A 19,638-nucleotide genomic window follows, 5' to 3' on the forward strand; every position below is an offset into this window, starting at 1 on the left:
AAGTGGTCCCCACCGCTTGGAGCTTGCGGCTTGTCGCTTGAGGCTTGAAGCTGCCCTTATGAAGATTCTGATCGTAGGACCCTCCTGGGTCGGCGACATGGTGATGGCGCAGACACTCTTCCAGTGTCTGAATGCCCGCCATCCCGACTGCGAGATTGACGTACTGGCCCCCGAGTGGAGCCGGCCCATCCTCGAGCGCATGCCGCAGGTGCGCCGCGCACTGAGCTTCCCCATCGGGCATGGCGTGCTGGATATCGCAACCCGGCGCAAGATCGGCAAGTCCCTGGTGGGGGCGTACGACCAGGCCATCCTGCTGCCCAACTCGCTGAAGTCGGCACTGGTGCCCTGGTTCGCGGATATCCCCAAGCGCACTGGCTGGAAAGGCGAGATGCGCTACGGCCTGCTGAACGACATCCGCGTCCTCGACAAAGAGCGCTACCCGCTGATGATCGAGCGCTTCATGGCCCTGGCCTTCGAGCCCGGTGCCGAGCTGCCCAAGCCCTATCCGCGCCCTTCGTTGCGGATCGACCCGGCCAGCCGCGAGGCGGCCCTGGCCAAGTTCGGCCTGGACCTGGACAGGCCCGTACTGGCGCTCTGTCCGGGCGCCGAGTTCGGCGAGGCCAAGCGCTGGCCGGCCGAACACTACGCCAAGGTGGCGGAGATCAAGATCCGCGCGGGCTGGCAGGTCTGGCTGTTCGGCTCGAAGAACGACCATCCCGGTGGTGAAGACATTCGCATGCGCCTGATTCCCGGCCTGCGCGAAGAGGTCACCAACCTCGCCGGCGAAACCAGCCTGGCCGAGGCCATCGACTTGCTGTCCTGCGCCAGCGCCGTGGTGTCCAACGACTCCGGCCTGATGCACGTGGCCGCGGCCCTGGCGCGTCCGCTGGTGGCGGTCTATGGCTCCACCTCGCCGCAGTTCACCCCGCCCCTGGCCGAGCAGGTGGAAATCGTTCGCCTGGGCCTGGAGTGCAGCCCCTGCTTCGAGCGCACCTGCCGTTTCGGGCACTACAACTGCCTGCGCGAGCTCAAGCCACGCCCGGTGATCGACGCCCTGGACCGCCTGGTGCCGGACCCGCTGGAACTGGTGGAGACTCACTGAGTGCGGGTACTGCTGATCAAGACTTCCTCCCTGGGCGACGTCATCCATACCCTGCCGGCGCTGACCGATGCCGCGCGGGCGATTCCCGGCATCCAGTTCGACTGGGTGGTGGAAGAGGGCTTCGCCGAAATCCCCGCCTGGCATCCGGCGGTGGCCCGGGTCATCCCGGTGGCCATCCGCCGCTGGCGCAAGAACCTCTGGCAGACCCTCAGGAACGGTGAGTGGCGCCGTTTCAAGCGGCGCCTGCGGGAAACCCGCTACGACCTGGTGATAGACGCCCAGGGCCTGCTGAAAAGCGCCCTACTGACCCGATACGCCAAGGCCCCGGTGGCTGGCCTGGATCGGGATTCGGCCCGCGAACCGCTGGCCAGCCGCTTCTACGACCGCCGCTATCCGGTGGCCTGGGGGCAGCACGCCGTCGAGCGGGTGCGCCAGTTGTTCGCCCAGGCCCTGGACTACCGCGTGCCCGAGGGCGTGGGCCATTACGGGCTGAACCGCGCCCAACTGGCCGACAGCCAGGGTGGGGCGCCCTACCTGCTGTTCCTCCATGGCACCACCTGGGATACCAAGCACTGGCCGGAGAAATACTGGCGCGAACTCACCGAGCGTGCCTGCGAGCACGGTTGGCACGTGCGCCTGCCCTGGGGCAACCCGGCGGAGAAGGCGCGTGCCGAGCGAATCGCCGAAGGCTTGGAAAATGCTGCGGTACTCCCCAGGTTATCCCTGGCGGGGATGGCCAAGGTGGTGGCCGGCGCCCGCGCCTGCGTGGCCGTGGATACCGGACTTGGCCACCTGGCCGCCGCGCTGGATGTGCCTACCCTGTCGCTCTACGGCCCGACCAACCCGGGTTTCACCGGCGCCTATGGGCGGTCGCAGATCCACCTGGGCAGCGACTTTCCCTGCGCGCCCTGCCTGAAGAAGACCTGCGCCTACAAGCCGACGGCGGAGGATCGCCGCCTGTTCGACCTGGAGCGCGAACAGCCGCTTTGTTTCACCCGGCTGAATCCGCAGCGTGTGGCGACCCAGTTGGAAGCCCTGCTGCTGACCGAGGATATCCACTGATGCAATTGGCATTCGTGCTCTACAAGTACTTCCCCTTCGGCGGCCTGCAGCGCGATTTCATGCGCATCGCCCTGGAGTGCCAGCGCCGTGGGCATGCCATTCGCGTCTACACCATGATCTGGGAAGGCGACATTCCAGAAGGCTTCGAAGTGCTGATCGCACCCGTCAGGGCGCTGTTCAACCACAAGCGCAACGAGAAATTCACCGCCTGGGTCGAGGCGGATCTGGCGCACCGTCCGGTGAACCGGGTGATCGGCTTCAACAAGATGCCCGGCCTGGACGTCTACTACGCCGCCGATCCCTGCTTCGAGGACAAGGCGCAGACCCTGCGCAACGGTTTGTACCGTCGCTGGGGTCGCTACAAGCATTTCTCCGATTACGAGCGTGCGGTCTTCGCTCCCGAGTCGAAGACCTCGGTGCTGATGATCTCCGAGGTGCAGCAGCCACTCTTCGTCAAGCATTACGCCACCCCGGCCCCGCGCTTCCACCTGCTGCCGCCGGGCATCGCCGCCGACCGCCGTGCCCCGGCCAATGCTGCCGAGATCCGTGCCGAGTTCCGCCGTGAATTCAAGCTGGGCGAGGATGACCTGCTGCTGGTCCAGATCGGCTCCGGTTTCAAGACCAAGGGCCTGGACCGCAGCCTCAAGGCCGTGGATGCGTTGCCCCGCGATTTGAAGAAGCGTACGCGGCTGATCGTCATCGGCCAGGACGACCCCAAGCCGTTCCTGCTGCAGATGAAGGCCCTGGGCATCTCCGACCAGGTGGAAATCCTCAAGGGTCGTAGTGATATCCCGCGCTTCCTGCTGGGCGCCGACCTGCTGATCCACCCGGCCTACAACGAGAACACTGGTACCGTACTGCTGGAGGCCCTGGTAGCCGGACTGCCGGTGCTGGTCACCGATGTCTGCGGCTATGCCCACTACATCGCCGAGGCCGACAGCGGCCGCGTGGTACCGGGGCCGTTCGAACAGGAACAACTCAACCGCATGCTTGCCGAGATGCTCGCCGACCCCGCAGCCCGCTCCCGCTGGAGCACCAACGGCCTGGCCTTCGCCGACAGCGCCGATCTGTACAGCATGCCGCAGCGCGCGGCCGATGTGATTCTTGCGGAGCGTCCATGAAGCTTGTCCTGAAGGAACCCTTCGAGCGCCTGTGGGCCGGGCGTGACGCCTTCGCCGAGGTGGAGGCGCTGCAGGGCCAGGTCTACCGCGAACTGGAAGGCCGCCGCACCCTGCGCACCGAAGTGGCGGGCCGGGGCTACTTCGTCAAGATCCACCGCGGCATTGGCTGGGGCGAGATCGTCAAGAACCTGGTCACCGCCAAGGCTCCGGTGCTGGGGGCCGGCCAGGAGTGGGCGGCCATCCAGCGCCTGCATCAGGCCGGTGTGCCGACCATGACGGCGGTGGCCTTCGGCGAGCAGGGCAGCAATCCCGCCCGCCAGCATTCCTTTATCGTCACCGAGGAACTGGCGCCAACCATCAGTCTCGAGGATTTCTGCCTCGACTGGCTGCGCAACCCACCGCCGGTACGCCTGAAGTGGGCGCTGATCAATGAAGTGGCGCGGATGACCGGCACCATGCACCGGGCGGGGGTCAACCATCGCGACTGCTACATCTGCCACTTCCTGCTGCATACCGCGCGGCCGGTGAGCGCCGATGACTTCAAGCTGTCGCTGATCGACCTGCATCGTGCGCAGACCCGCGCACGCACGCCGAAGCGCTGGCGCGACAAGGACCTGGCCGGCCTTTATTTCTCGGCCCTGAACATCGGTCTTACCCGGCGCGACAAGCTGCGCTTCCTCAAGGCCTATTTCCGCCAGCCGCTGCGCCAGGTGCTGCGCGAGGAAATCGGCCTGCTGGCCTGGCTGGAGCAGAAGGCCGCGCGACTGTTGTCGCGCTACGAGCGCAAGTACGCCGGGGGAGGGGAGGCGTGAGCCACTGGAAGCTGGCCGAGGGGCTGGATGCTGAAATCGCCGAGCTGTTCGGCGACCTCGACAAGGTGTTCGCTCTGCAGGGTGACTGGATCACCAGCGACCCCCTGTCCGAAGTGCTTCGGGTCGAGCACTGCGGCGTGCGCTACTACGTCAAACGTTACTGGGCTGCGGGCAAGGGGCTGCGCCGCTGGCTCGGCCGGCCTCGGGTCAAGGCCGAGTGGCAGAACCTCAAGCATTTCGCCAAGTGGGGCATTCCCACTGCCCCGCTGGTGGGCTGGGGCCAGGAACGTCGCGCCGGTGCCTTCCATCGCGGTGCGCTGATCACTCGGGAACTCGAGGGCACGGCGGACCTGGCGGAAATGGCCAGGCAGGGCGATCCGCGTCTGGCTGACCCACGCTGGGTCGACCGCGTCAGCCGGCAACTGGCAAGGGCCACCCGGGAGCTGCACCAGCACAACTTCGCCCACAACGACCTGAAGTGGCGCAACCTCCTGGTGGATGAAGCGGGTGCCCTGTTCCTGATCGACTGCCCGACCGGCACCTTCTGGTGGGGGCCTTTCCTGCAGTACCGGGTGATCAAGGACCTGGCCTGCCTGGACAAGGTCGCGAAGTACCACCTAAGCCGCAGCCAGCGTCTGCGCTTCTACCTGCAATACCGGGGGCAATCGCGCCTGCACGCCGGCGACAAGCGACAGGTGCGGCAGATCCTGAAGTTCTTCGAGGGACGCGAATGAGCGACTTCATCGCTGAGGCGGACCGCGAGATCCTCGCCCGCCACGGCCTGGACAGCTTCGACGCGCTCTGGGCGTTGCGCCTGGAAGCGGTGGATGAGCCCAATACCGGACGTGGTGGCTGGAGCAGCGTGTTCCGCCTGGACCTGGGCGACACCGCCTACTTTCTCAAGCGGCAGAGTAATTTCCTCAGCCGCAGCCCGCTGCGCCCATTCGGCGAGCCCACCTTCGCCCGTGAGTTCCGCAATATCCGCCGCTATCAGGCCCTCGGGGTGCCTGCCCTGGAGGCGGCATTCTTCGGCACTCGCCAGGTCGACGGCGAGCGCCGAGCCATCCTGGTGTCGCGCGCGCTGGACGGTTGGTGCGAGCTGGTCGGCTGGCTGGACGGCTGGGACGAACTGTCGGTGCGGTCGCGCTCGGCCATCCTGCTCGCAGTCGCCGGCCTTGCCCGGCGCCTCCACGAAGCCGGCCAGTTGCACGGCTGCTTCTATCCCAAGCACGTTTTCCTGCGGGAAGCTGGGGCCGGCTTCGAGGCCTGCCTGATCGACCTGGAAAAGACCCGGCCGCTGCTGCTGGGGTGGCGCGACCGGGTCAAGGACCTGGAGGCCCTGGTGCGTCGCGCCGACGCCTGGGGCGAAGCCGAGATGCGTGAATTGCTGGCCGCCTATCTCGAGCGCCCGCGCGATTCGGAGGAGGTGAACGATTGGCTGGCGCGCCTGGTGCATCGCCGTCGCAACAAGGAACGCAATCAATGACCCTGGCGGAACTGGCCCGGGCGGGCCGTAGCCCGCAATTGCCCATTCGACTGGACATCGCCGGCGGCCTTGAGCTGCACAGCCTGCTGCGGGTGCTGCCCGGCCAGCGCTACGTGGGCGTAGCCCGTTGGCAGGGTCGCAAGGTGCTGGCCAAGCTGCTGGTGGGCGGCAAGGCCGAGCGGCATTTCCAGCGTGAGCTGTCCGGTGCCCGTGCCTTGCACGAGCAGGGCATCGATTCGCCGGCGCTTCTGGCCGAAGGGTCGCTGCAAGGGCAGGGCGGCTGGCTGCTGTTCGATTTCCTCGAAGGCGCCGAGAGCCTGTGGGACGCCTGGCGCCATGTGGAGCACGAGGCGCCGCTGTCCGACGGGCAGCAGGACGTGCTGGGCGAGGCCCTGGCAGCGATCGGCCGTCTGCACCTGGTGGGTCTGGCGCAGGAGGATCTGCATCTGGACAACCTGCTGCGCCATGGCAGCAGGCTGCAGGTGATCGACGGCGGTGGCATCCGCGCCGAAAGCCCTGGTACGCCACTGCCGCGGGACAAGGTCATGGCCAATCTCGGCGTGTTCTTCGCCCAGTTGCCGGCGGAGCTGGACCCTTTCCTCGAAGAGCTGCTGGTGCATTACCTGCTGGTCAATGGCGAGCATGCCCTGCCCCTGGAAGCCCTGGAGAAGGAAATCGCCCGCGTACGGCGCTGGCGCCTGGGCGACTACATGAAGAAGATCGCCCGCGACTGCAGCCTGTTCAGCGTCGTTCGTGGGGCATTTGGCCTGCGTGCCGTGCGCCGGGACGCCGAAGCAGGGTTGGAACGTCTGCTGCAGGCGCCGGACGCCGCCCTGGAAGGGGGCCGCTACCTGAAGCAGGGTGCTACCGCCACCGTGGCGGACGTCGCTGTCGAAGGCCGTCGGCTGCTGCTCAAGCGCTACAACATCAAAGGGCTGCTGCACTGGCTGACGCGCTTCTGGCGGCCGAGCCGGGCCTGGCACAGCTGGCGCGAGGGCAATCGCCTGGAGTTTCTCGGTATCGCCACGCCGCGTCCGCTGGCCGTGCTCGAGCGGCGCTTCTTCTGGTTGCGCGGACGTGCGTACCTCATTACCGAATATCTCTCCGGGCAAGATATAATCGCCCGTTTTAAACCCTATCTGGACGACCCCGACGGGGCTGGAACTCCGCCCGAAGTCGAGCTGCAGGCGCTCGATCGGCTGTTCGCCGCGCTGATCCGCGAACGCATCAGCCATGGCGACCTCAAGGGTTTCAACCTGTTCTGGCAGGACGGCCGCTGGACCCTGATCGACCTCGATGCCGTGTGCCAGCATCGCAGCCAGCGCAGCTTCGCCCGGGCCTACGCCCGTGACCGCGCGCGCTTTCTGAGGAACTGGCCGGCCGAGTCGGCGCTGCACCAGCTACTGGATCAACGTTTACCGCAGGTGCCGGGCACCTGCCCTGAAAGAGGCTAACCCCGTGGCATTGACGATTCTCGGCCTTTCCGGCGCCCTCAGCCATGATCCCTCCGCTGCGCTCTATATCGACGGCAAGCTGATCGCGGCCGCCGAAGAAGAGCGCTTCGTGCGCGACAAGCACGCGAAGAATCGCATGCCTTACGAGGCGGCCAAGTTCTGCCTGGAGCAGGCCGGCATCAAGCCGTCCGACGTCGACGTGGTGGCTATTCCCTTCGCCCCCATCAGCCTGTTCGGCAAGGCCCGCTGGCAGTACGCCAAGCGCTACTGGTACGCCCCGGATCGCGCGCTGGACGCCATCCTCATGGGCAACCGCCGCTACAAGCGCTACCGCAAGAAGATCGTCTGGTGCCTGGAGCAGCTGGGCTTCGACGCCAAGAAGGTGAAGATCGAGCCGGTGGAGCACCACCTGGCCCACGCCTCCAGCGCCTACCACTGCTCGGGCTTCAAGGAGAAGACCGCGATCCTCGGCATCGACGGCAAGGGCGAGTACGCCACCACCTTCTTCGGCTGGGGCGAGAACGGCAAGATCCACAAGATCAAGGAGTTCTACGATCCCGACTCCCTCGGTGGCCTCTATGGCGCGATCACCGAGTACCTCGGCTTCGAGATGCTCGACGGCGAGTTCAAGGTCATGGGCATGGCGCCATACGGTGACGCCGCCCAATACGATTTCTCGCGCCTGGCCAAGTTCGAGAACGGCGAGCTGATCATCAATACCGACTATGCCAACGTCATCGGTTTCCGCCGCTACAAGGAAAACGGCAAGGGCTACTACTTCTCGCCCAAGCTGATCGAGTGGCTGGGCCCGAAACGCCAGGGCGACATCGCCGACGATCCGTACATCCACTACGCCGCCAGCATGCAGGCGCTGTTCGAGAAGCTGGCGCTGGAGATGATGGACTACTACCTCGGCGACATCCTCCGCGAGACCGGCAAGATCGCCTTCGCCGGCGGCTGCGCGCTGAACGTCAAGCTGAACCAGAAGATCATCGCCCGCCCGGAAGTGAAGGAGCTGTTCGTCCAGCCGGCTTCCGGCGACGCCGGCACCTCCGTGGGTGCCGCCGCCTACGTCTCGCACAAGCGCGGCGTGCCGGTGGAGAAAATGGAGCACGTCTACCTCGGCCCATCCTTCACCAACGAGGATGTGATCGCCGCCTGCGCCAGGCACCCGAAGCAGCCGGTGTACAAGCGCATCGACAACACCCCGCAGCGCATCGCCCGGATCATGGTCGACGCCAACCCGGTGGCCTGGTTCCAGGGCCGCATGGAGTTCGGCCCGCGCGCCCTCGGCGGCCGCTCCATCATCGGTTGCCCGAGCGTGGCCGGCGTGGCCGACCGCATCAACGAGCAGATCAAGTTCCGCGAGCGCTGGCGCCCCTTTTGCCCGTCCATGCTGGACACCGTGGCGCCGCAGATGCTCAAGGTCGACCATCCGAGTCCCTTCATGACCTTCACCTTCGAAGTCAATGAAGAGTGGAAGACCCGCGTGGGCGAAGTGGTGCACGAGGACGGCACCTCCCGTGCCCAGGTACTGGAGCGTCGCCACAACCCGCGCTGGTACGACCTGATGAAGGAGCTGGAGAACCTCACCGGCAACGGCGTGTCGCTGAACACTTCGCTGAACCGCCGTGGCGAACCGATGATCTGCTCGCCCACCGACGCGCTGAACATGTTCTACGGCTCCGACCTGCAGTACCTGATCATGGAAGACATCCTCGTCGTCAAGGAAGGCAAGGACTGGTATGACAATGTCGGCTAAGCCGCTGCTTAGCGTTGTCATTCCCAGCTACAACTACGCGGGCGTGCTCCCGCGTGCCGTGGAATCGGTGCTGGCCCAGGCCACCCCGGAGGTCGAACTCTGGGTAGTGGACGACGGCTCCACCGACGGCACCCCGGCGGTTTTCGCCGCCCTGAGCCAGCGTTACGGCGATGCCTTCCAGGGCGTGCGTCAGGCCAATGCCGGGCCGTCCGCCGCGCGCAACAACGGCGTGCAGCTGGCCCAGGGTCGCTACGTGCTGCTGCTGGACGCCGACGACGAACTGGCGCCCGGCGTGCTGCCCGACCTCTGCGCGCGCCTGCGCCAGCAACCGGATGTCGGCCTCTGGCTCGCCGGCCATGTGGCGGTCCAGCCTGACGGCCGCGAGCGCGGGCATCCCGCCAATACCGTGCCTGGCGAGCCCCTCCGGCGCCTGAAGGATTACCTGCTGGACAAGAAGATCGCCTTGAGCCACGGCGCCTGCGTCTTCCAGCGCGAGCTGCTGCTGGAGCGGCCCTATCCCGAACACCTGCGCCATAGCGAGGACATCCCGGTCTTCGCCTATTGCCTGACCCAGGGCGAGGTGGAAGTCCTGGACCTGATGCTGGCGCGCATCCACAAGCATCCCGGCAGCCTGCGGCATAACGCCGAAGCCGCCCGCAAGGTAGGCCTCGACCTGGTGGACGAGGTCTTCCGCAAGCTGCCGGCCGCTCTGCAATCGCTCAAATCCGCCTATCGTGCCCAGCGCTGCCTGTCGCTGTTCCGCACCTGCCTGCTGGCCGGCGACCGGGACAGCGCGCGGAACTATTACTGCGAGGCGCTAGGCGCGGACTGGCGGGTGTTGTTCAAACTGTCCTACAGCCGCAAGGCCCTGCGCCTCTGGTTGGGGCGCTGATATCCCGTTTACCGTCGTGGCCCGGAGTGGCGCGCCGTTTTTTACCCAGGAGTCTCCATGCAAGGAATAATCGGCCAAGTGCACAGGCTGCGCCCAGCGCATTGGGCCTTCATCGGCAGCCTGCTGCTGTCCTGGATCGCCGTGGGCTTCGAGGTCACGATAGCCAAGGATGCCGCGTTCTACATGGACGCCGCCCAGGTCTTCGTCGATCAGGGGCTGGCCGCGACCCTGGCGACATTCAACTGGCCCTGGTTCTCGATCCTGGTCGGGATCACCCATGCCCTGACCGGGTTGCCCATGGAAACCACCGGGTATCTCTGGTGCGCGCTCCTGATGGCGGGTACCTGCGCCTTGCTGGTGGACATGGTGTCGAGCCGCATCCCCGGAAGCGGTGGCTGGGCTTGCCTGGTGGTCCTGGCGATGCCGGCGTTCAACGGCTTTCGCAACGATATCCTGCGTGAGTTCGGCTTCTGGTTCTTCTCCATCCTGGCGCTGTGGCTGGCCCTGCGCTGGGAGGCGCGTGGCGGCTGGGGCCGCGGCTTCCTGATCTCGGTGGTGGTAGCCCTGGCCGCCCTATTCCGCCTGGAAGCCGTGATGCTGATGGCGGCGCTGTGCTTGTGGCTGCTGCCGGGGCTGGGCACCACCCTGGGCAGGAAGCGCTTCCTGCAGTTGATCCTGCTGCCGTCGCTGCTGATGGCAGTGGCCGTGGGCGGGTTGTTCGCCACCGACCATCTGCCCCTGGCGAGGATCCAGTACTACCTCCTTTTGCTGGACCCCCGCACCATGTTTGCCAATTTCTCGGCCGCGGCCGAGCAACTGGGCTCGAACATCCTGCAGAAATATTCGGCCGACGACGCGGGACTGATCCTGCTGGTCGGTTTCATCGCCACCGCACTGCTGAAGTTCGCCAAGCTGCTCGGCCCCTTCTGCGTGCCTTTCCTGTTCCGTGACGGCTGGCGCTGCCTGCGTGACTACCTGAAGGGCTTTTCAGCCCTTGCCTGGGCGTGGGTGCTCTACTTCGGCGTGTTGCTGATCTTCTTCATGCAGCAGATGTTCATCAACGGGCGGTACGTCAGCTTCCTGAACCTGCTCGCGGTTCCCCTGGCGGTCCTGGCCATGCAGGCGCTTTCCCGGCGCTTCCCCCGCGCCATCAGGGGGCTGGTGGTGGTGGCAGTGCTGGTGATGCTGGGCAACGTCATTTCCCTGTCGGCGAAGAAGACCCACTACATCGAGGCCGGCCACTGGCTGGCGCAGCACATCGAACGTACCGATGCCATCTACTACGAGGATCCGCGCATCGGCTACTACGCGGGCTGGGGTTACCGGTTGCCGTCCCTGACCCGTGAGCAGGCGATGAACGACGAGCATTTCGCCGAGTTCCGCTACTTCCTGATCGAGGAAAAGGCCGATGAGCCCTGGGTCCAGAAGTGGCTGGCGCGTCGCGAGCTGAAGGTCCTGGCGCAGTTCGCCAACAAGAAGAACGCGACGGTGCTGGTGATCGGCAAGTGAGGCAGGGCCGCGCGGCTGTGCGCCCCTATTGCGGATGCAGCCGCTGGATGGCCGAAGCCAGGCGTCGGGCGACCTGCGCGCCGCATCCGGCGGCATAGCCGTCGAGCAGGGCGGCGCGATGCTCGCCGACCAGCAGGCGGATGTCCTCCTCGTAACGCAGCATGTGCTGAAGGTTGCGACGGCGTTTCCAGGACGTCAGGGGGTGCCCGCTGATGCGCATGTCGGAGAGGTCGATCAGGCCGAGCTGGCCATCAGGCAGCAGCAGCACGTTGCCCAGGTGCAGCGAGCGGAAGTACACCCCCAACTGGTGCAGTCGTGCGAGGAAGCGGCCGAACTGGCGGACCTGCGCATCCCGGCTGGCGGCGTCGAGATCGCGCCAGTGGCTGCGCAGGGTTTCTCCTGGCAGCGGTTGGTAGCGCACGCCGTTGGCCCGGCGTTGCGGCACCTGGAAGGTCTCGATGATGTCCGGAGCCGCGATGCCCAGCTCCTGGAGGCGCCTGGCATTCTCGGCGAAACGCTGCGCCGGTGGCGACCAGATGCTCGATGAGATCAGCCGCTTGCGGCGAAACAGCTTGAGGAAGCTGCCATCGGCAAGGCGCGCCACCTTGAGTCCATGGCCATCGGCTTCGATGGTCTGGGCGCCTTGCAGAAGGGTGTCGAGGTCGGTCTCTTCCAGCGCTCTCATCGCTCGGGCTCTTCGCTTCCTGGGTCTGTCGCGGATTCTATTGACGGGCCTCCCGCCATCGGCCCGGCGGCATCTTAATCCATCCCCGGGAAAGGGGCAGCCCTCGGTGTGCTAAGCTTGCCGCCTTTTCGGCAACGTCCTTGCGTGAGTCCATGTCCGATAACCCCCTCAGCGACGCTCGCCCGTCGAGTCTCAGGATCTACCTGCGCCTGCTGGGCTATGTAAGGCCCTACGTCGGCCTGTTCCTGATCAGCATCATCGGCTACATCATCTTCGCCTCCACCCAGCCGATGCTGGCCGGCATCCTCAAGTACTTCGTCGATGGCCTGAGCAATCCGGATGCCGTCCTGTTCCGTGACGTTCCCTACTTGCGCGACCTGAAACTGCTTCAGGCGGTGCCGCTGCTGATCATCCTGATCGCCGCCTGGCAGGGGCTGGGTTCCTACCTGGGCAACTACTTCCTGGCCAAGGTATCCCTGGGCCTGGTGCACGACCTGCGGCTCGCCCTGTTCGACAGTCTGCTGAGACTGCCCAACCGCTACTTCGACAGCCACAACTCGGGCCACCTGATCTCGCGTATCACCTTCAACGTGACCATGGTCACCGGCGCGGCGACCGACGCCATCAAGGTGGTGATACGCGAAGGCCTGACCGTGATCTTCCTGTTCGGCTACCTGTTGTGGATGAACTGGAAACTGACCCTGGTGATGGTGGCCATCCTGCCGCTGATCGCGCTGATGGTGAGCAGCGCCAGCAGGAAGTTCCGCAAACAGAGCAAGAAGATCCAGGTGGCCATGGGTGACGTGACCCACGTGGCCTCCGAAACCATCCAGGGTTATCGCGTGGTACGCAGCTTCGGCGGTGAGCCCTATGAGTCCGCCCGCTTCCAGAGCGCCAGCCAGGACAACACCCACAAGCAGCTGCGCATGACCAAGACCTCGGCCGTCTACACCCCGATGCTGCAGTTGGTGATCTACACCGCCATGGCCGCGCTGATGTTCCTGGTGCTGTTCCTGCGGGGCGACGCCAGTGCTGGCGACCTGGTGGCCTACATCACCGCCGCGGGCCTGCTGCCCAAGCCGATCCGCCAGCTGTCCGAGGTCAGCTCCACGGTGCAGCGCGGCGTGGCGGGTGCGGAAAGCATCTTCGAGCAGCTCGATGAAGAGCCTGAGGTGGATCACGGCACCGTCGAACGGGACCGGGTGAGCGGGCGCGTGCAGGTGCGCAACCTGAGCTTCCAGTATCCCGGCACCGACAAGCCCGTACTGCAGGACATCAGTTTCGAGGCCGAGCCGGGCCAGATGGTCGCCCTGGTGGGGCGCTCCGGCAGCGGCAAGTCCACCCTGGCCAACCTGATCCCGCGCTTCTACCACCACGAACAGGGGCAGATCCTGCTGGACGGCGTCGATATCGAGCAGTACCGCCTGCGCAACCTGCGCCGCCACATCGCCCTGGTGACACAGCAGGTCAACCTGTTCAATGACTCGGTGGCCAACAACATCGCCTATGGCGACCTTGCTGGCGCGCCGCGGGAAGACATCGAGAAGGCTGCCGAGGCCGCCTACGCCAAGGAGTTCGTCGACCGGCTGCCGAAAGGCTTCGACACCGAGGTGGGCGAGAACGGCGTGCTGCTGTCCGGTGGTCAGCGTCAGCGCCTCGCCATTGCCCGCGCGCTGTTGAAGAACGCCCCGGTACTGGTGCTGGACGAGGCCACCTCGGCACTCGATACCGAGTCCGAGCGGCACATCCAGGCCGCGCTGGATCGCGTGATGGATGGCCGCACCACCCTGGTCATCGCCCACCGCCTCTCCACCATCGAGAAGGCGGACCTGATCCTGGTGATGGATCAGGGGCGGATCGTCGAGCGCGGCAGCCATGCCGAACTGCTGGCCATGAACGGCTACTACGCCCGGCTCCACGCCAGCCAGTTCGAGGAGGAGGCCCAGCCGCAAGAGCTCTGAGCAGGGCTGGGCGCAGAGGGTAACGAGGAAGGGCCGGGCATTACTCCCGGCAGGGTAAGGATTTGCTCAACAGATGCAGGCTGTACCGTGAACGTGGATGGGAGTCGATAGACGCCGCTGGTTATGCCGATGCCTGGGCGCACTTCGGTGGCAGCGTCATCACCCACCCGCAGATCGTCGAGCGGCTGTCCGCGCTGGCAGGAATTCCGGTGCGTTATCTCGGCTACCGGGTGGCCGGCGAGCTCCAGGCCGCCATTCCGACCTGGGGCAGGAGCCTTGCGCTGTCCCGGCGGGTGCTCAAGCGCAAGGGCATGCGCAACCTCTTCGATCTGGGCAATGCCGAAGTCATCTTGCCGGTTTCGCCTGATGCCGGTATTCCGCTGCGCCACGAGGTGCGCTATCTCTCCGAGCTGAATCGGTCCGGATTCAGCGGCCAACGCTCGCAGAAAGAACAGCTGGCCCTGGCCCGCCCACCCGAGGAGCTGTCCAGGAAGTTCCGCTACAACCAGCGTCGCGAACTGCGCCTGTTCGAGGAGGCGGGCGGCGAGATCCGGCCGGTGGCGGACTATGCCCCCGACGAACTGGCGACTGTCTACACGGAGCTGTTCGAGCGTCGCTGGGGCTTCGAGGTGCCGGGCAAGCCCAGACTGGGCGAAGTCTTCGCGCTGCTGCGTGAGTTCCTCAGCGGCGCACTGCTCCTGCTCGACGGCGCACCCGTCGCCGTTCAGGTGCTGTTCAGGGTCGAGTCACCAGAATGGCTCAGTTACGAGTACATCAACGGTGGAGTCGACCCGCGCGCGCAACACCTCAGTCCGGGCAGCGTACTCAGCTTCATCAATACCCAGGCTGCCTGGGAGCAAGCCCGGGCCGGGGGCAAGGCCCTGCGCTACTCCTTCGGTCGCGCTGATCGTGAATACAAGGATCGTTGGTGCAACAGAGTCGCTGCATACCGGGTTTAAGTGAATGGAAACACGCAAACAGCAATTGCTGCGTCGGCACCGGCGCGGCAAGCGTCTCTTCATGCTCGCGGCGCTGCTGGTCCTGGCCGCGCTCGACTGGTTCGGCAGCTGGAACAGCCTGCCGGTGCTGCTGGTGCTGGCCTGGATCGCCCATGAGGCCTGGTTCGCCGACCATCTCTTCTATTCGCCACGGGAAGATTACCGCTACGACTTCCCTGAATCCGCGCGTTCGATGCCGGGCGAACTCCGCGAAGGCCGGTTGCGGCTCAATACCGCCTCGCTGGCGGAGTCTGCCGATACCCTGATCCTCGACGTGGAAATCCACAGCACCTGGCTGGGGCGCTGGCTGGATCCCCATGTGCTGATCCGGGATGCTCAGTACCGCGATCGCCAGGATTTCGAGCGTGGCCTGCGCGGTCGGCGCTATCTCAACTTGTCGGGCCTGCTGCCTGCCCTGCGCGACGGGCGCCTGCAGCTGTCCGGCCGCTTCTGCCGGTTGCTGCCGGAGGTCAGGCTGCATGCCTTCGCCAACCCGGATTACGCGGCGCGGCGTGTCATGGTCATCGCCCCCCACGCGGACGACGCCGAACTGGCGGCCTTCGGCTTGTACAGCCGCTGCGCCCACGCCTGCATCGTCACCCTGACCCAGGGCGAGATCGAAGCGCGGAATTACCGTCGGATGGGGCTCGACAAGGCGTCTGCCGCGCGCCTGAAGGGGCGCCTGCGCAGCTGGAGCAGCCTGGCCGTGCCGCTGTGGGGCGGAGTACCGGCGACGCAGTGCGTCCAGTTGGGCTACTACTGCATGCAGCTGGCGCCCATGGCGGCCGAACCGGACAAGGCTTTCGCGTCGCTGGAGTCCGGCGATGCGGATATCCGCAGCGTGCGCCGCTTCAATCCCCTGACGTTGCCGGGTGACCGCGACGGCGTGCCGAGCTGGAACAACCTGGTGGGGGACCTCGCCGCGCTTCTGGAGCGCTGCCGCCCCGAGGTGGTGGTGCTGCCACACCCCGAGCTGGATCCGCACCCTGACCACGTCCAGGCCAGCAGGGCCCTGGTCGAGGCCGTCGAGCGAAGCGGCTGGCGGCCCGGGGTCCAGTTGCTCTATGCCAACCACCTTTACGACAACGACCGCTGGCCCATGGGGCCTGCGGGCAATGGTGTCCCCCTGCCGCCACGTCTGGAACCGCTGCCGGCCGACGGGTTGTGGAGCCCGTTGTTGAGCGAGTCCGCGCGCATGGACAAGGCCCAGGCACTGGCCATGCAGCACGACCTGCAGGGGCCGCTGCCGTTCAGGAGGCGCCTGCGGCGCATGATCCAGTGGCTGCTGGCCGGGCGGCGCTGGCCCGAGTTTGGCCAGGACGAATTCTTCCGCAAGGCGGTGCGTCGCCACGAGCTGTTCTGGGTGCGTTCCACGTCCGATCGGGGGCCTCGGGCCCACTGAGCTGCTATGGTATGATCCGCGCCGTTTTTGACGTCCGGAGACTCCATGAAGCTGTCCATGCCCCGATTCGATCAGGCCCCCGTTCTGGTGGTGGGCGACGTCATGCTCGACCGCTACTGGCATGGCGGGACCTCGCGCATTTCGCCCGAGGCGCCGGTGCCCGTGGTCAAAGTGGAGCAGATCGAGGACCGTCCCGGCGGTGCCGCCAACGTGGCGCTGAACATCGCCGCCCTGGGCGCGCCGGCCATGCTGGTGGGCATCACCGGTATCGACGAAGCGTCCGACAGCCTCACCGACAGCCTCAACGCCGCCGGCGTCGAGGTGCACTTCCAGCGTCTCGCCCAGCAGCCGACCATCGTCAAGCTGCGGGTCCTGAGCCGCCACCAGCAGTTGCTGCGCATGGACTTCGAGGAAGCCTTCGACACCGACGCCGAAGCCGTGGCCACGGAAGTCGAGCGGCTGCTGTCCGGGGCCAAGGTATTGGTGCTGTCCGATTACGGCAAAGGTGCGCTGAAGAACCATCAGGTGCTGATCCAGGCGGCCCGCCGCAGCGGCGTGCCGGTACTGGCCGATCCCAAGGGCCGGGACTTCAGCATCTATCGTGGCGCCAGCCTGATCACGCCGAACCTCAGCGAGTTCGAAACCATCGTCGGCCGTTGCCTGGATGAAGCCGAACTGGTGGCCAAGGGCGCCGCCCTGATGCAGGAGCTGGATCTGGGCGCGTTGCTGGTCACCCGTGGCGAGCACGGCATGACCCTGCTGCGTCCCGGCCACCACGCCCTTCACCTGCCGGCCCGCGCCCGCGAAGTGTTCGACGTCACCGGCGCCGGCGATACCGTGATCTCCACCCTGGCCGCCGCCCTGGCCGCGGGTGAGGAGCTGCCCCAGGCCGTGGCCCTGGCCAACCTCGCCGCGGGCATCGTCGTCGGCAAGCTGGGCACCGCCGCCATCAGCGCCCCGGAACTGCGCCGCGCGGTGCAGCGCGAGCAGGGCTCCGAACGCGGCGTGCTGAGCCTCGACCAGCTGCTGCTGGCCATCGAGGACGCCCGCGCCCATGGCGAGAAGATCGTCTTCACCAACGGTTGCTTCGACATTCTCCACGCCGGCCACGTGACCTATCTGGAACAGGCGCGCGCCCAGGGCGACCGCCTGGTGCTGGCGGTCAACGACGATGCCTCGGTCAGCCGCCTGAAGGGGCCGGGCCGGCCGATCAACAGTGTCGAACGGCGCATGGCCGTACTGGCTGGCCTGGGCGCCGTGGACTGGGTCGTCAGCTTCGCCGAGGACACCCCGGAGTGCCTGCTGTCCCAGGTCAAGCCCGATGTGCTGGTCAAGGGCGGCGACTATGGCATCGACCAGGTGGTCGGCGCCGATATCGTGCGTGCCTACGGCGGCGAGGTGAAAGTGCTCGGCCTGGTGGAGAACAGCTCCACCACCGCCATCGTCAACAAGATTCGCGACCGCTCCTGAGGACGATTGGGCTCCCCTGATCGAATGCATACGTCGCCCGGGGCGGATCGAGCTGTGTAACAAGAAAAATAAACGCGCAGGTCAGGCTATTGCGCTGTACTCCGTGATCAGGATCGGCAGCCTCCGATCGATGTAAAGGGAAGTCGATTCATGTACATGCTAGGGATCCATACGGGGCACGATGCTGGTGCGTGCCTGTTCGAGGACGACAGGCTTCTGGCTTTCTGCAAAGAGGAACGCCTGAACCGGATCAAGAATGATGGTGGTTTCTTCGATCTGCAGTCGGTGGATGAAGTGTTGCGCATTGCCGGCATATCCCGCGCGCAAATCGATGTCGTTGCCTTTACCCGGATGAAGTTCCCGGTGTCCTGCTTCAAGACGGGGGCGCTGCCCCTGCGGGATGTACGCCGCAAGATATTCAACCAGCAGCGTGATCGCTCCCTCGGCTCGCTGATGATGCGCACCCGGAACCTCGACGCGGAAACCTTCCTCGACCTGCCCAGGCTGCGCCAGCACATGGGCCTGCGGCCGGACGTCGAAATGCACTTCGCCAACCACCACCGCGCGCACGTGATGTCATCGCTGCGTTATTGCGACTGGCCTGGCGATACGCTGCTGGTCAGCTGCGATGGTGGCGGCGACGCCGCGCAATACTCGGCTTACCTGCTTGCCGATCAGCAACTGAAGCTGATCTGGGGCGGCGAGGAGACGCTGCTGGATGAGCCTCAGAACGAGGCGGCCTCCATCGGTCTGGCCTATGCCTTTGCGACCTCCGCCTGTGGTTTCAAGCCCAACCGCCACGAAGGCAAATTGACCGGCCTGGCCGCCTTCGGCGAGCCGAAGGGCGCCGATCGGATCGTCGCGCTCTTCCCGATCGACGAGCACGGCCGTATTCACACCGAACTGGCCGACAACAAGGCCCTGCATGCGGCGCTTGGCGATATCTTCCAGGGGCTTTCCAACGCAGATATTGCCGCCTCCATCCAGGTCGCTACCGAGCGGGTCGTGCTGCGTTGGCTGCAGGTGCTCCTGAAAAAGCACCCGGCCAAGTACATCGCCATGAGTGGCGGGGTCTTTTCCAATGTGCGCCTGAACCAGCTGGTTGCCGCGCTGCCGGAGATTGAAGAGGTCTTCATCTTTCCGGCGATGGGCGATGAAGGGCTGCCGGTGGGCGCCTGCGTGGACTATTGGGTCGCCAGGCACGGGCTCGCCAAGCTGACGCGCGATCGCCTGGACCACCTGTATTTCGGTTGGCCGTACACCGGCGACGACCTGCTCGGCGCCGGCGAGCGGCTCGGTTTTCGGGTCGAGCGCGAGCCCGGTTATGTCGAGAAGACCGCACAGATGCTGGCTGACGGCTGGGTGGGGGCGATCTTCTACGGCGCAATGGAAATGGGGCCACGCGCCCTGGGGGCGCGGACCATCCTGGCCAGCCCGGCCCAGCGTGAAGTCAACGACAGCATCAACAAGCGCCTGCAGCGCACCGAGTTCATGCCGTTCGCACCCTACGTCCTGGATGTCGATGCCGAGCGTGTCTATGACATCGATCCGAGCAACCAATACGCCTGCCGGTTCATGACCATCACCACCAAGGTCAAACCCGAGTGGGCGGCCAGGATCCCGGCGGTGGTGCATGTCGATGGCACGGCGAGGCCGCAGATCATCGAGCGCGCGAGCAATCCGCTGTATTACGACATCCTGGTGTCGTTCAAGGAAAAAACAGGGCTGCCCACGCTGGTCAACACCAGCTTCAACGCCCATGAAGAGCCGATCATCAATACCCCCGAAGAGGCGCTGCAGGCCCTGGCCGACAACCGCATCGACTTCCTGGTCTGCGATGGCGGCATGGTCTTCCCCGGCGAGGCTCACCGGGCGCAAGGCTGATTTTCCCTTCCCGGGTGCGATTGACTGCGACGCCTTGC

At 65.9% G+C, this 19,638-nt stretch carries 16 protein-coding genes; 15 read left to right on the forward strand and 1 reads right to left on the reverse strand.

What is annotated here, in order from left to right; all coding sequences use genetic code 11:
• The first annotated feature begins 58 nt into the window (after positions 1–58).
• Genes waaF through ACFW0H_RS08220 form a run of 10 tightly spaced genes read left to right on the forward strand, consistent with a single transcriptional unit; the run spans position 59 to position 11,200 of the window.
• Complete coding sequence (gene waaF, locus ACFW0H_RS08175) at positions 59–1,102, forward strand: lipopolysaccharide heptosyltransferase II (RefSeq protein ID WP_422913398.1); 1,044 nt, start codon at positions 59–61, stop codon at positions 1,100–1,102.
• On the forward strand, positions 1,103–2,164 hold the full coding sequence (waaC, locus tag ACFW0H_RS08180) for a lipopolysaccharide heptosyltransferase I (RefSeq protein ID WP_422913399.1): 1,062 nt from the start codon (positions 1,103–1,105) through the stop codon (positions 2,162–2,164). It abuts the gene before it with no gap.
• On the forward strand, positions 2,164–3,285 hold the full coding sequence (locus ACFW0H_RS08185) for a glycosyltransferase family 4 protein (RefSeq protein ID WP_422913400.1): 1,122 nt from the start codon (positions 2,164–2,166) through the stop codon (positions 3,283–3,285). The genes waaC and ACFW0H_RS08185 overlap by 1 nt, the downstream gene beginning before the upstream one ends.
• Positions 3,282–4,097 (forward strand): lipopolysaccharide core heptose(I) kinase RfaP, encoded by an 816-nt coding sequence (gene rfaP / locus ACFW0H_RS08190; protein ID WP_422913401.1) that lies wholly within the window; start codon positions 3,282–3,284, stop codon positions 4,095–4,097. The genes ACFW0H_RS08185 and rfaP overlap by 4 nt, the downstream gene beginning before the upstream one ends.
• On the forward strand, positions 4,094–4,831 hold the full coding sequence (locus tag ACFW0H_RS08195) for a lipopolysaccharide kinase InaA family protein (RefSeq protein ID WP_422913402.1): 738 nt from the start codon (positions 4,094–4,096) through the stop codon (positions 4,829–4,831). The genes rfaP and ACFW0H_RS08195 overlap by 4 nt, the downstream gene beginning before the upstream one ends.
• A complete protein-coding gene (locus ACFW0H_RS08200; protein WP_422913403.1) occupies positions 4,828–5,583 on the forward strand; it encodes a lipopolysaccharide kinase InaA family protein in 756 nt (251 codons plus the stop codon). Before ACFW0H_RS08195 ends, ACFW0H_RS08200 begins: the two co-directional genes overlap by 4 nt.
• Entirely contained in the window at positions 5,580–7,037 is a 1,458-nt protein-coding gene (locus tag ACFW0H_RS08205; protein ID WP_422913404.1) for a lipopolysaccharide kinase InaA family protein, read from the forward strand. Before ACFW0H_RS08200 ends, ACFW0H_RS08205 begins: the two co-directional genes overlap by 4 nt.
• Before the next feature lie 4 nt (positions 7,038–7,041).
• Positions 7,042–8,799 carry a carbamoyltransferase family protein gene (locus ACFW0H_RS08210; RefSeq protein ID WP_422913405.1) on the forward strand — a complete coding sequence of 586 codons (1,758 nt, stop codon included), beginning with the start codon at positions 7,042–7,044 and terminating at the stop codon, positions 8,797–8,799.
• Positions 8,789–9,691, forward strand: a complete 903-nt coding sequence (locus ACFW0H_RS08215; RefSeq protein WP_422913406.1) for a glycosyltransferase family 2 protein — start codon at positions 8,789–8,791, stop codon at positions 9,689–9,691. Before ACFW0H_RS08210 ends, ACFW0H_RS08215 begins: the two co-directional genes overlap by 11 nt.
• A gap of 57 nt (positions 9,692–9,748) precedes the next feature.
• Positions 9,749–11,200 (forward strand): hypothetical protein, encoded by a 1,452-nt coding sequence (locus ACFW0H_RS08220; protein WP_422913407.1) that lies wholly within the window; start codon positions 9,749–9,751, stop codon positions 11,198–11,200.
• 25 nt (positions 11,201–11,225) lie between these two features.
• On the opposite strand, the gene ACFW0H_RS08225 is transcribed toward ACFW0H_RS08220, so the two are convergent.
• A complete protein-coding gene (locus ACFW0H_RS08225; protein ID WP_422913408.1) occupies positions 11,226–11,885 on the reverse strand; it encodes a phosphotransferase in 660 nt (219 codons plus the stop codon).
• Between the two features lie 152 nt (positions 11,886–12,037).
• Here ACFW0H_RS08225 and msbA point away from each other — a divergent pair, with 152 nt between their 5' ends.
• The 5 genes from msbA to ACFW0H_RS08250 all read left to right on the forward strand — a co-directional run bounded on the left by msbA (position 12,038) and on the right by ACFW0H_RS08250 (position 19,600).
• Complete coding sequence (gene msbA / locus ACFW0H_RS08230; protein WP_422913409.1) at positions 12,038–13,846, forward strand: lipid A export permease/ATP-binding protein MsbA; 1,809 nt, start codon at positions 12,038–12,040, stop codon at positions 13,844–13,846.
• A 62-nt stretch (positions 13,847–13,908) separates the two neighbouring features.
• The gene (locus tag ACFW0H_RS08235; RefSeq protein ID WP_422913410.1) at positions 13,909–14,805 is read left to right on the forward strand and encodes a GNAT family N-acetyltransferase; all 897 of its coding nucleotides are present in this window, start codon (positions 13,909–13,911) and stop codon (positions 14,803–14,805) included.
• A gap of 4 nt (positions 14,806–14,809) precedes the next feature.
• Positions 14,810–16,246, forward strand: coding sequence for a PIG-L deacetylase family protein (locus ACFW0H_RS08240; protein WP_422913411.1), 1,437 nt, complete (start codon positions 14,810–14,812; stop codon positions 16,244–16,246).
• Positions 16,247–16,291: 45 nt separating this feature from the next.
• Positions 16,292–17,716 carry a bifunctional D-glycero-beta-D-manno-heptose-7-phosphate kinase/D-glycero-beta-D-manno-heptose 1-phosphate adenylyltransferase HldE gene (hldE, locus tag ACFW0H_RS08245; RefSeq protein WP_422913412.1) on the forward strand — a complete coding sequence of 475 codons (1,425 nt, stop codon included), beginning with the start codon at positions 16,292–16,294 and terminating at the stop codon, positions 17,714–17,716.
• Between the two features lie 150 nt (positions 17,717–17,866).
• Positions 17,867–19,600: a carbamoyltransferase C-terminal domain-containing protein gene (locus ACFW0H_RS08250; protein WP_422913413.1), complete on the forward strand. Its 1,734-nt coding sequence runs from the start codon at positions 17,867–17,869 to the stop codon at positions 19,598–19,600.
• Positions 19,601–19,638: the final 38 nt, after the last annotated feature.

It is taken from the genome of Metapseudomonas cellulosilytica, assembly GCF_049334135.1.
Taxonomy (GTDB): domain Bacteria; phylum Pseudomonadota; class Gammaproteobacteria; order Pseudomonadales; family Pseudomonadaceae; genus Metapseudomonas.

Coding starts and splice junctions, on each gene's coding strand:
- waaF (WP_422913398.1), top strand. CDS start 59: ATGAAGATTCTGATCGTAGGACCCTCCTGGGTCGGCGACATGGTGATG.
- ACFW0H_RS08185 (WP_422913400.1), top strand. CDS start 2,164: ATGCAATTGGCATTCGTGCTCTACAAGTACTTCCCCTTCGGCGGCCTG.
- rfaP (WP_422913401.1), top strand. CDS start 3,282: ATGAAGCTTGTCCTGAAGGAACCCTTCGAGCGCCTGTGGGCCGGGCGT.
- ACFW0H_RS08200 (WP_422913403.1), top strand. CDS start 4,828: ATGAGCGACTTCATCGCTGAGGCGGACCGCGAGATCCTCGCCCGCCAC.
- ACFW0H_RS08205 (WP_422913404.1), top strand. CDS start 5,580: ATGACCCTGGCGGAACTGGCCCGGGCGGGCCGTAGCCCGCAATTGCCC.
- ACFW0H_RS08215 (WP_422913406.1), top strand. CDS start 8,789: ATGTCGGCTAAGCCGCTGCTTAGCGTTGTCATTCCCAGCTACAACTAC.
- ACFW0H_RS08220 (WP_422913407.1), top strand. CDS start 9,749: ATGCAAGGAATAATCGGCCAAGTGCACAGGCTGCGCCCAGCGCATTGG.
- ACFW0H_RS08225 (WP_422913408.1), bottom strand. CDS start 11,885: ATGAGAGCGCTGGAAGAGACCGACCTCGACACCCTTCTGCAAGGCGCC.
- msbA (WP_422913409.1), top strand. CDS start 12,038: ATGTCCGATAACCCCCTCAGCGACGCTCGCCCGTCGAGTCTCAGGATC.
- ACFW0H_RS08240 (WP_422913411.1), top strand. CDS start 14,810: ATGGAAACACGCAAACAGCAATTGCTGCGTCGGCACCGGCGCGGCAAG.
- hldE (WP_422913412.1), top strand. CDS start 16,292: ATGAAGCTGTCCATGCCCCGATTCGATCAGGCCCCCGTTCTGGTGGTG.
- ACFW0H_RS08250 (WP_422913413.1), top strand. CDS start 17,867: ATGTACATGCTAGGGATCCATACGGGGCACGATGCTGGTGCGTGCCTG.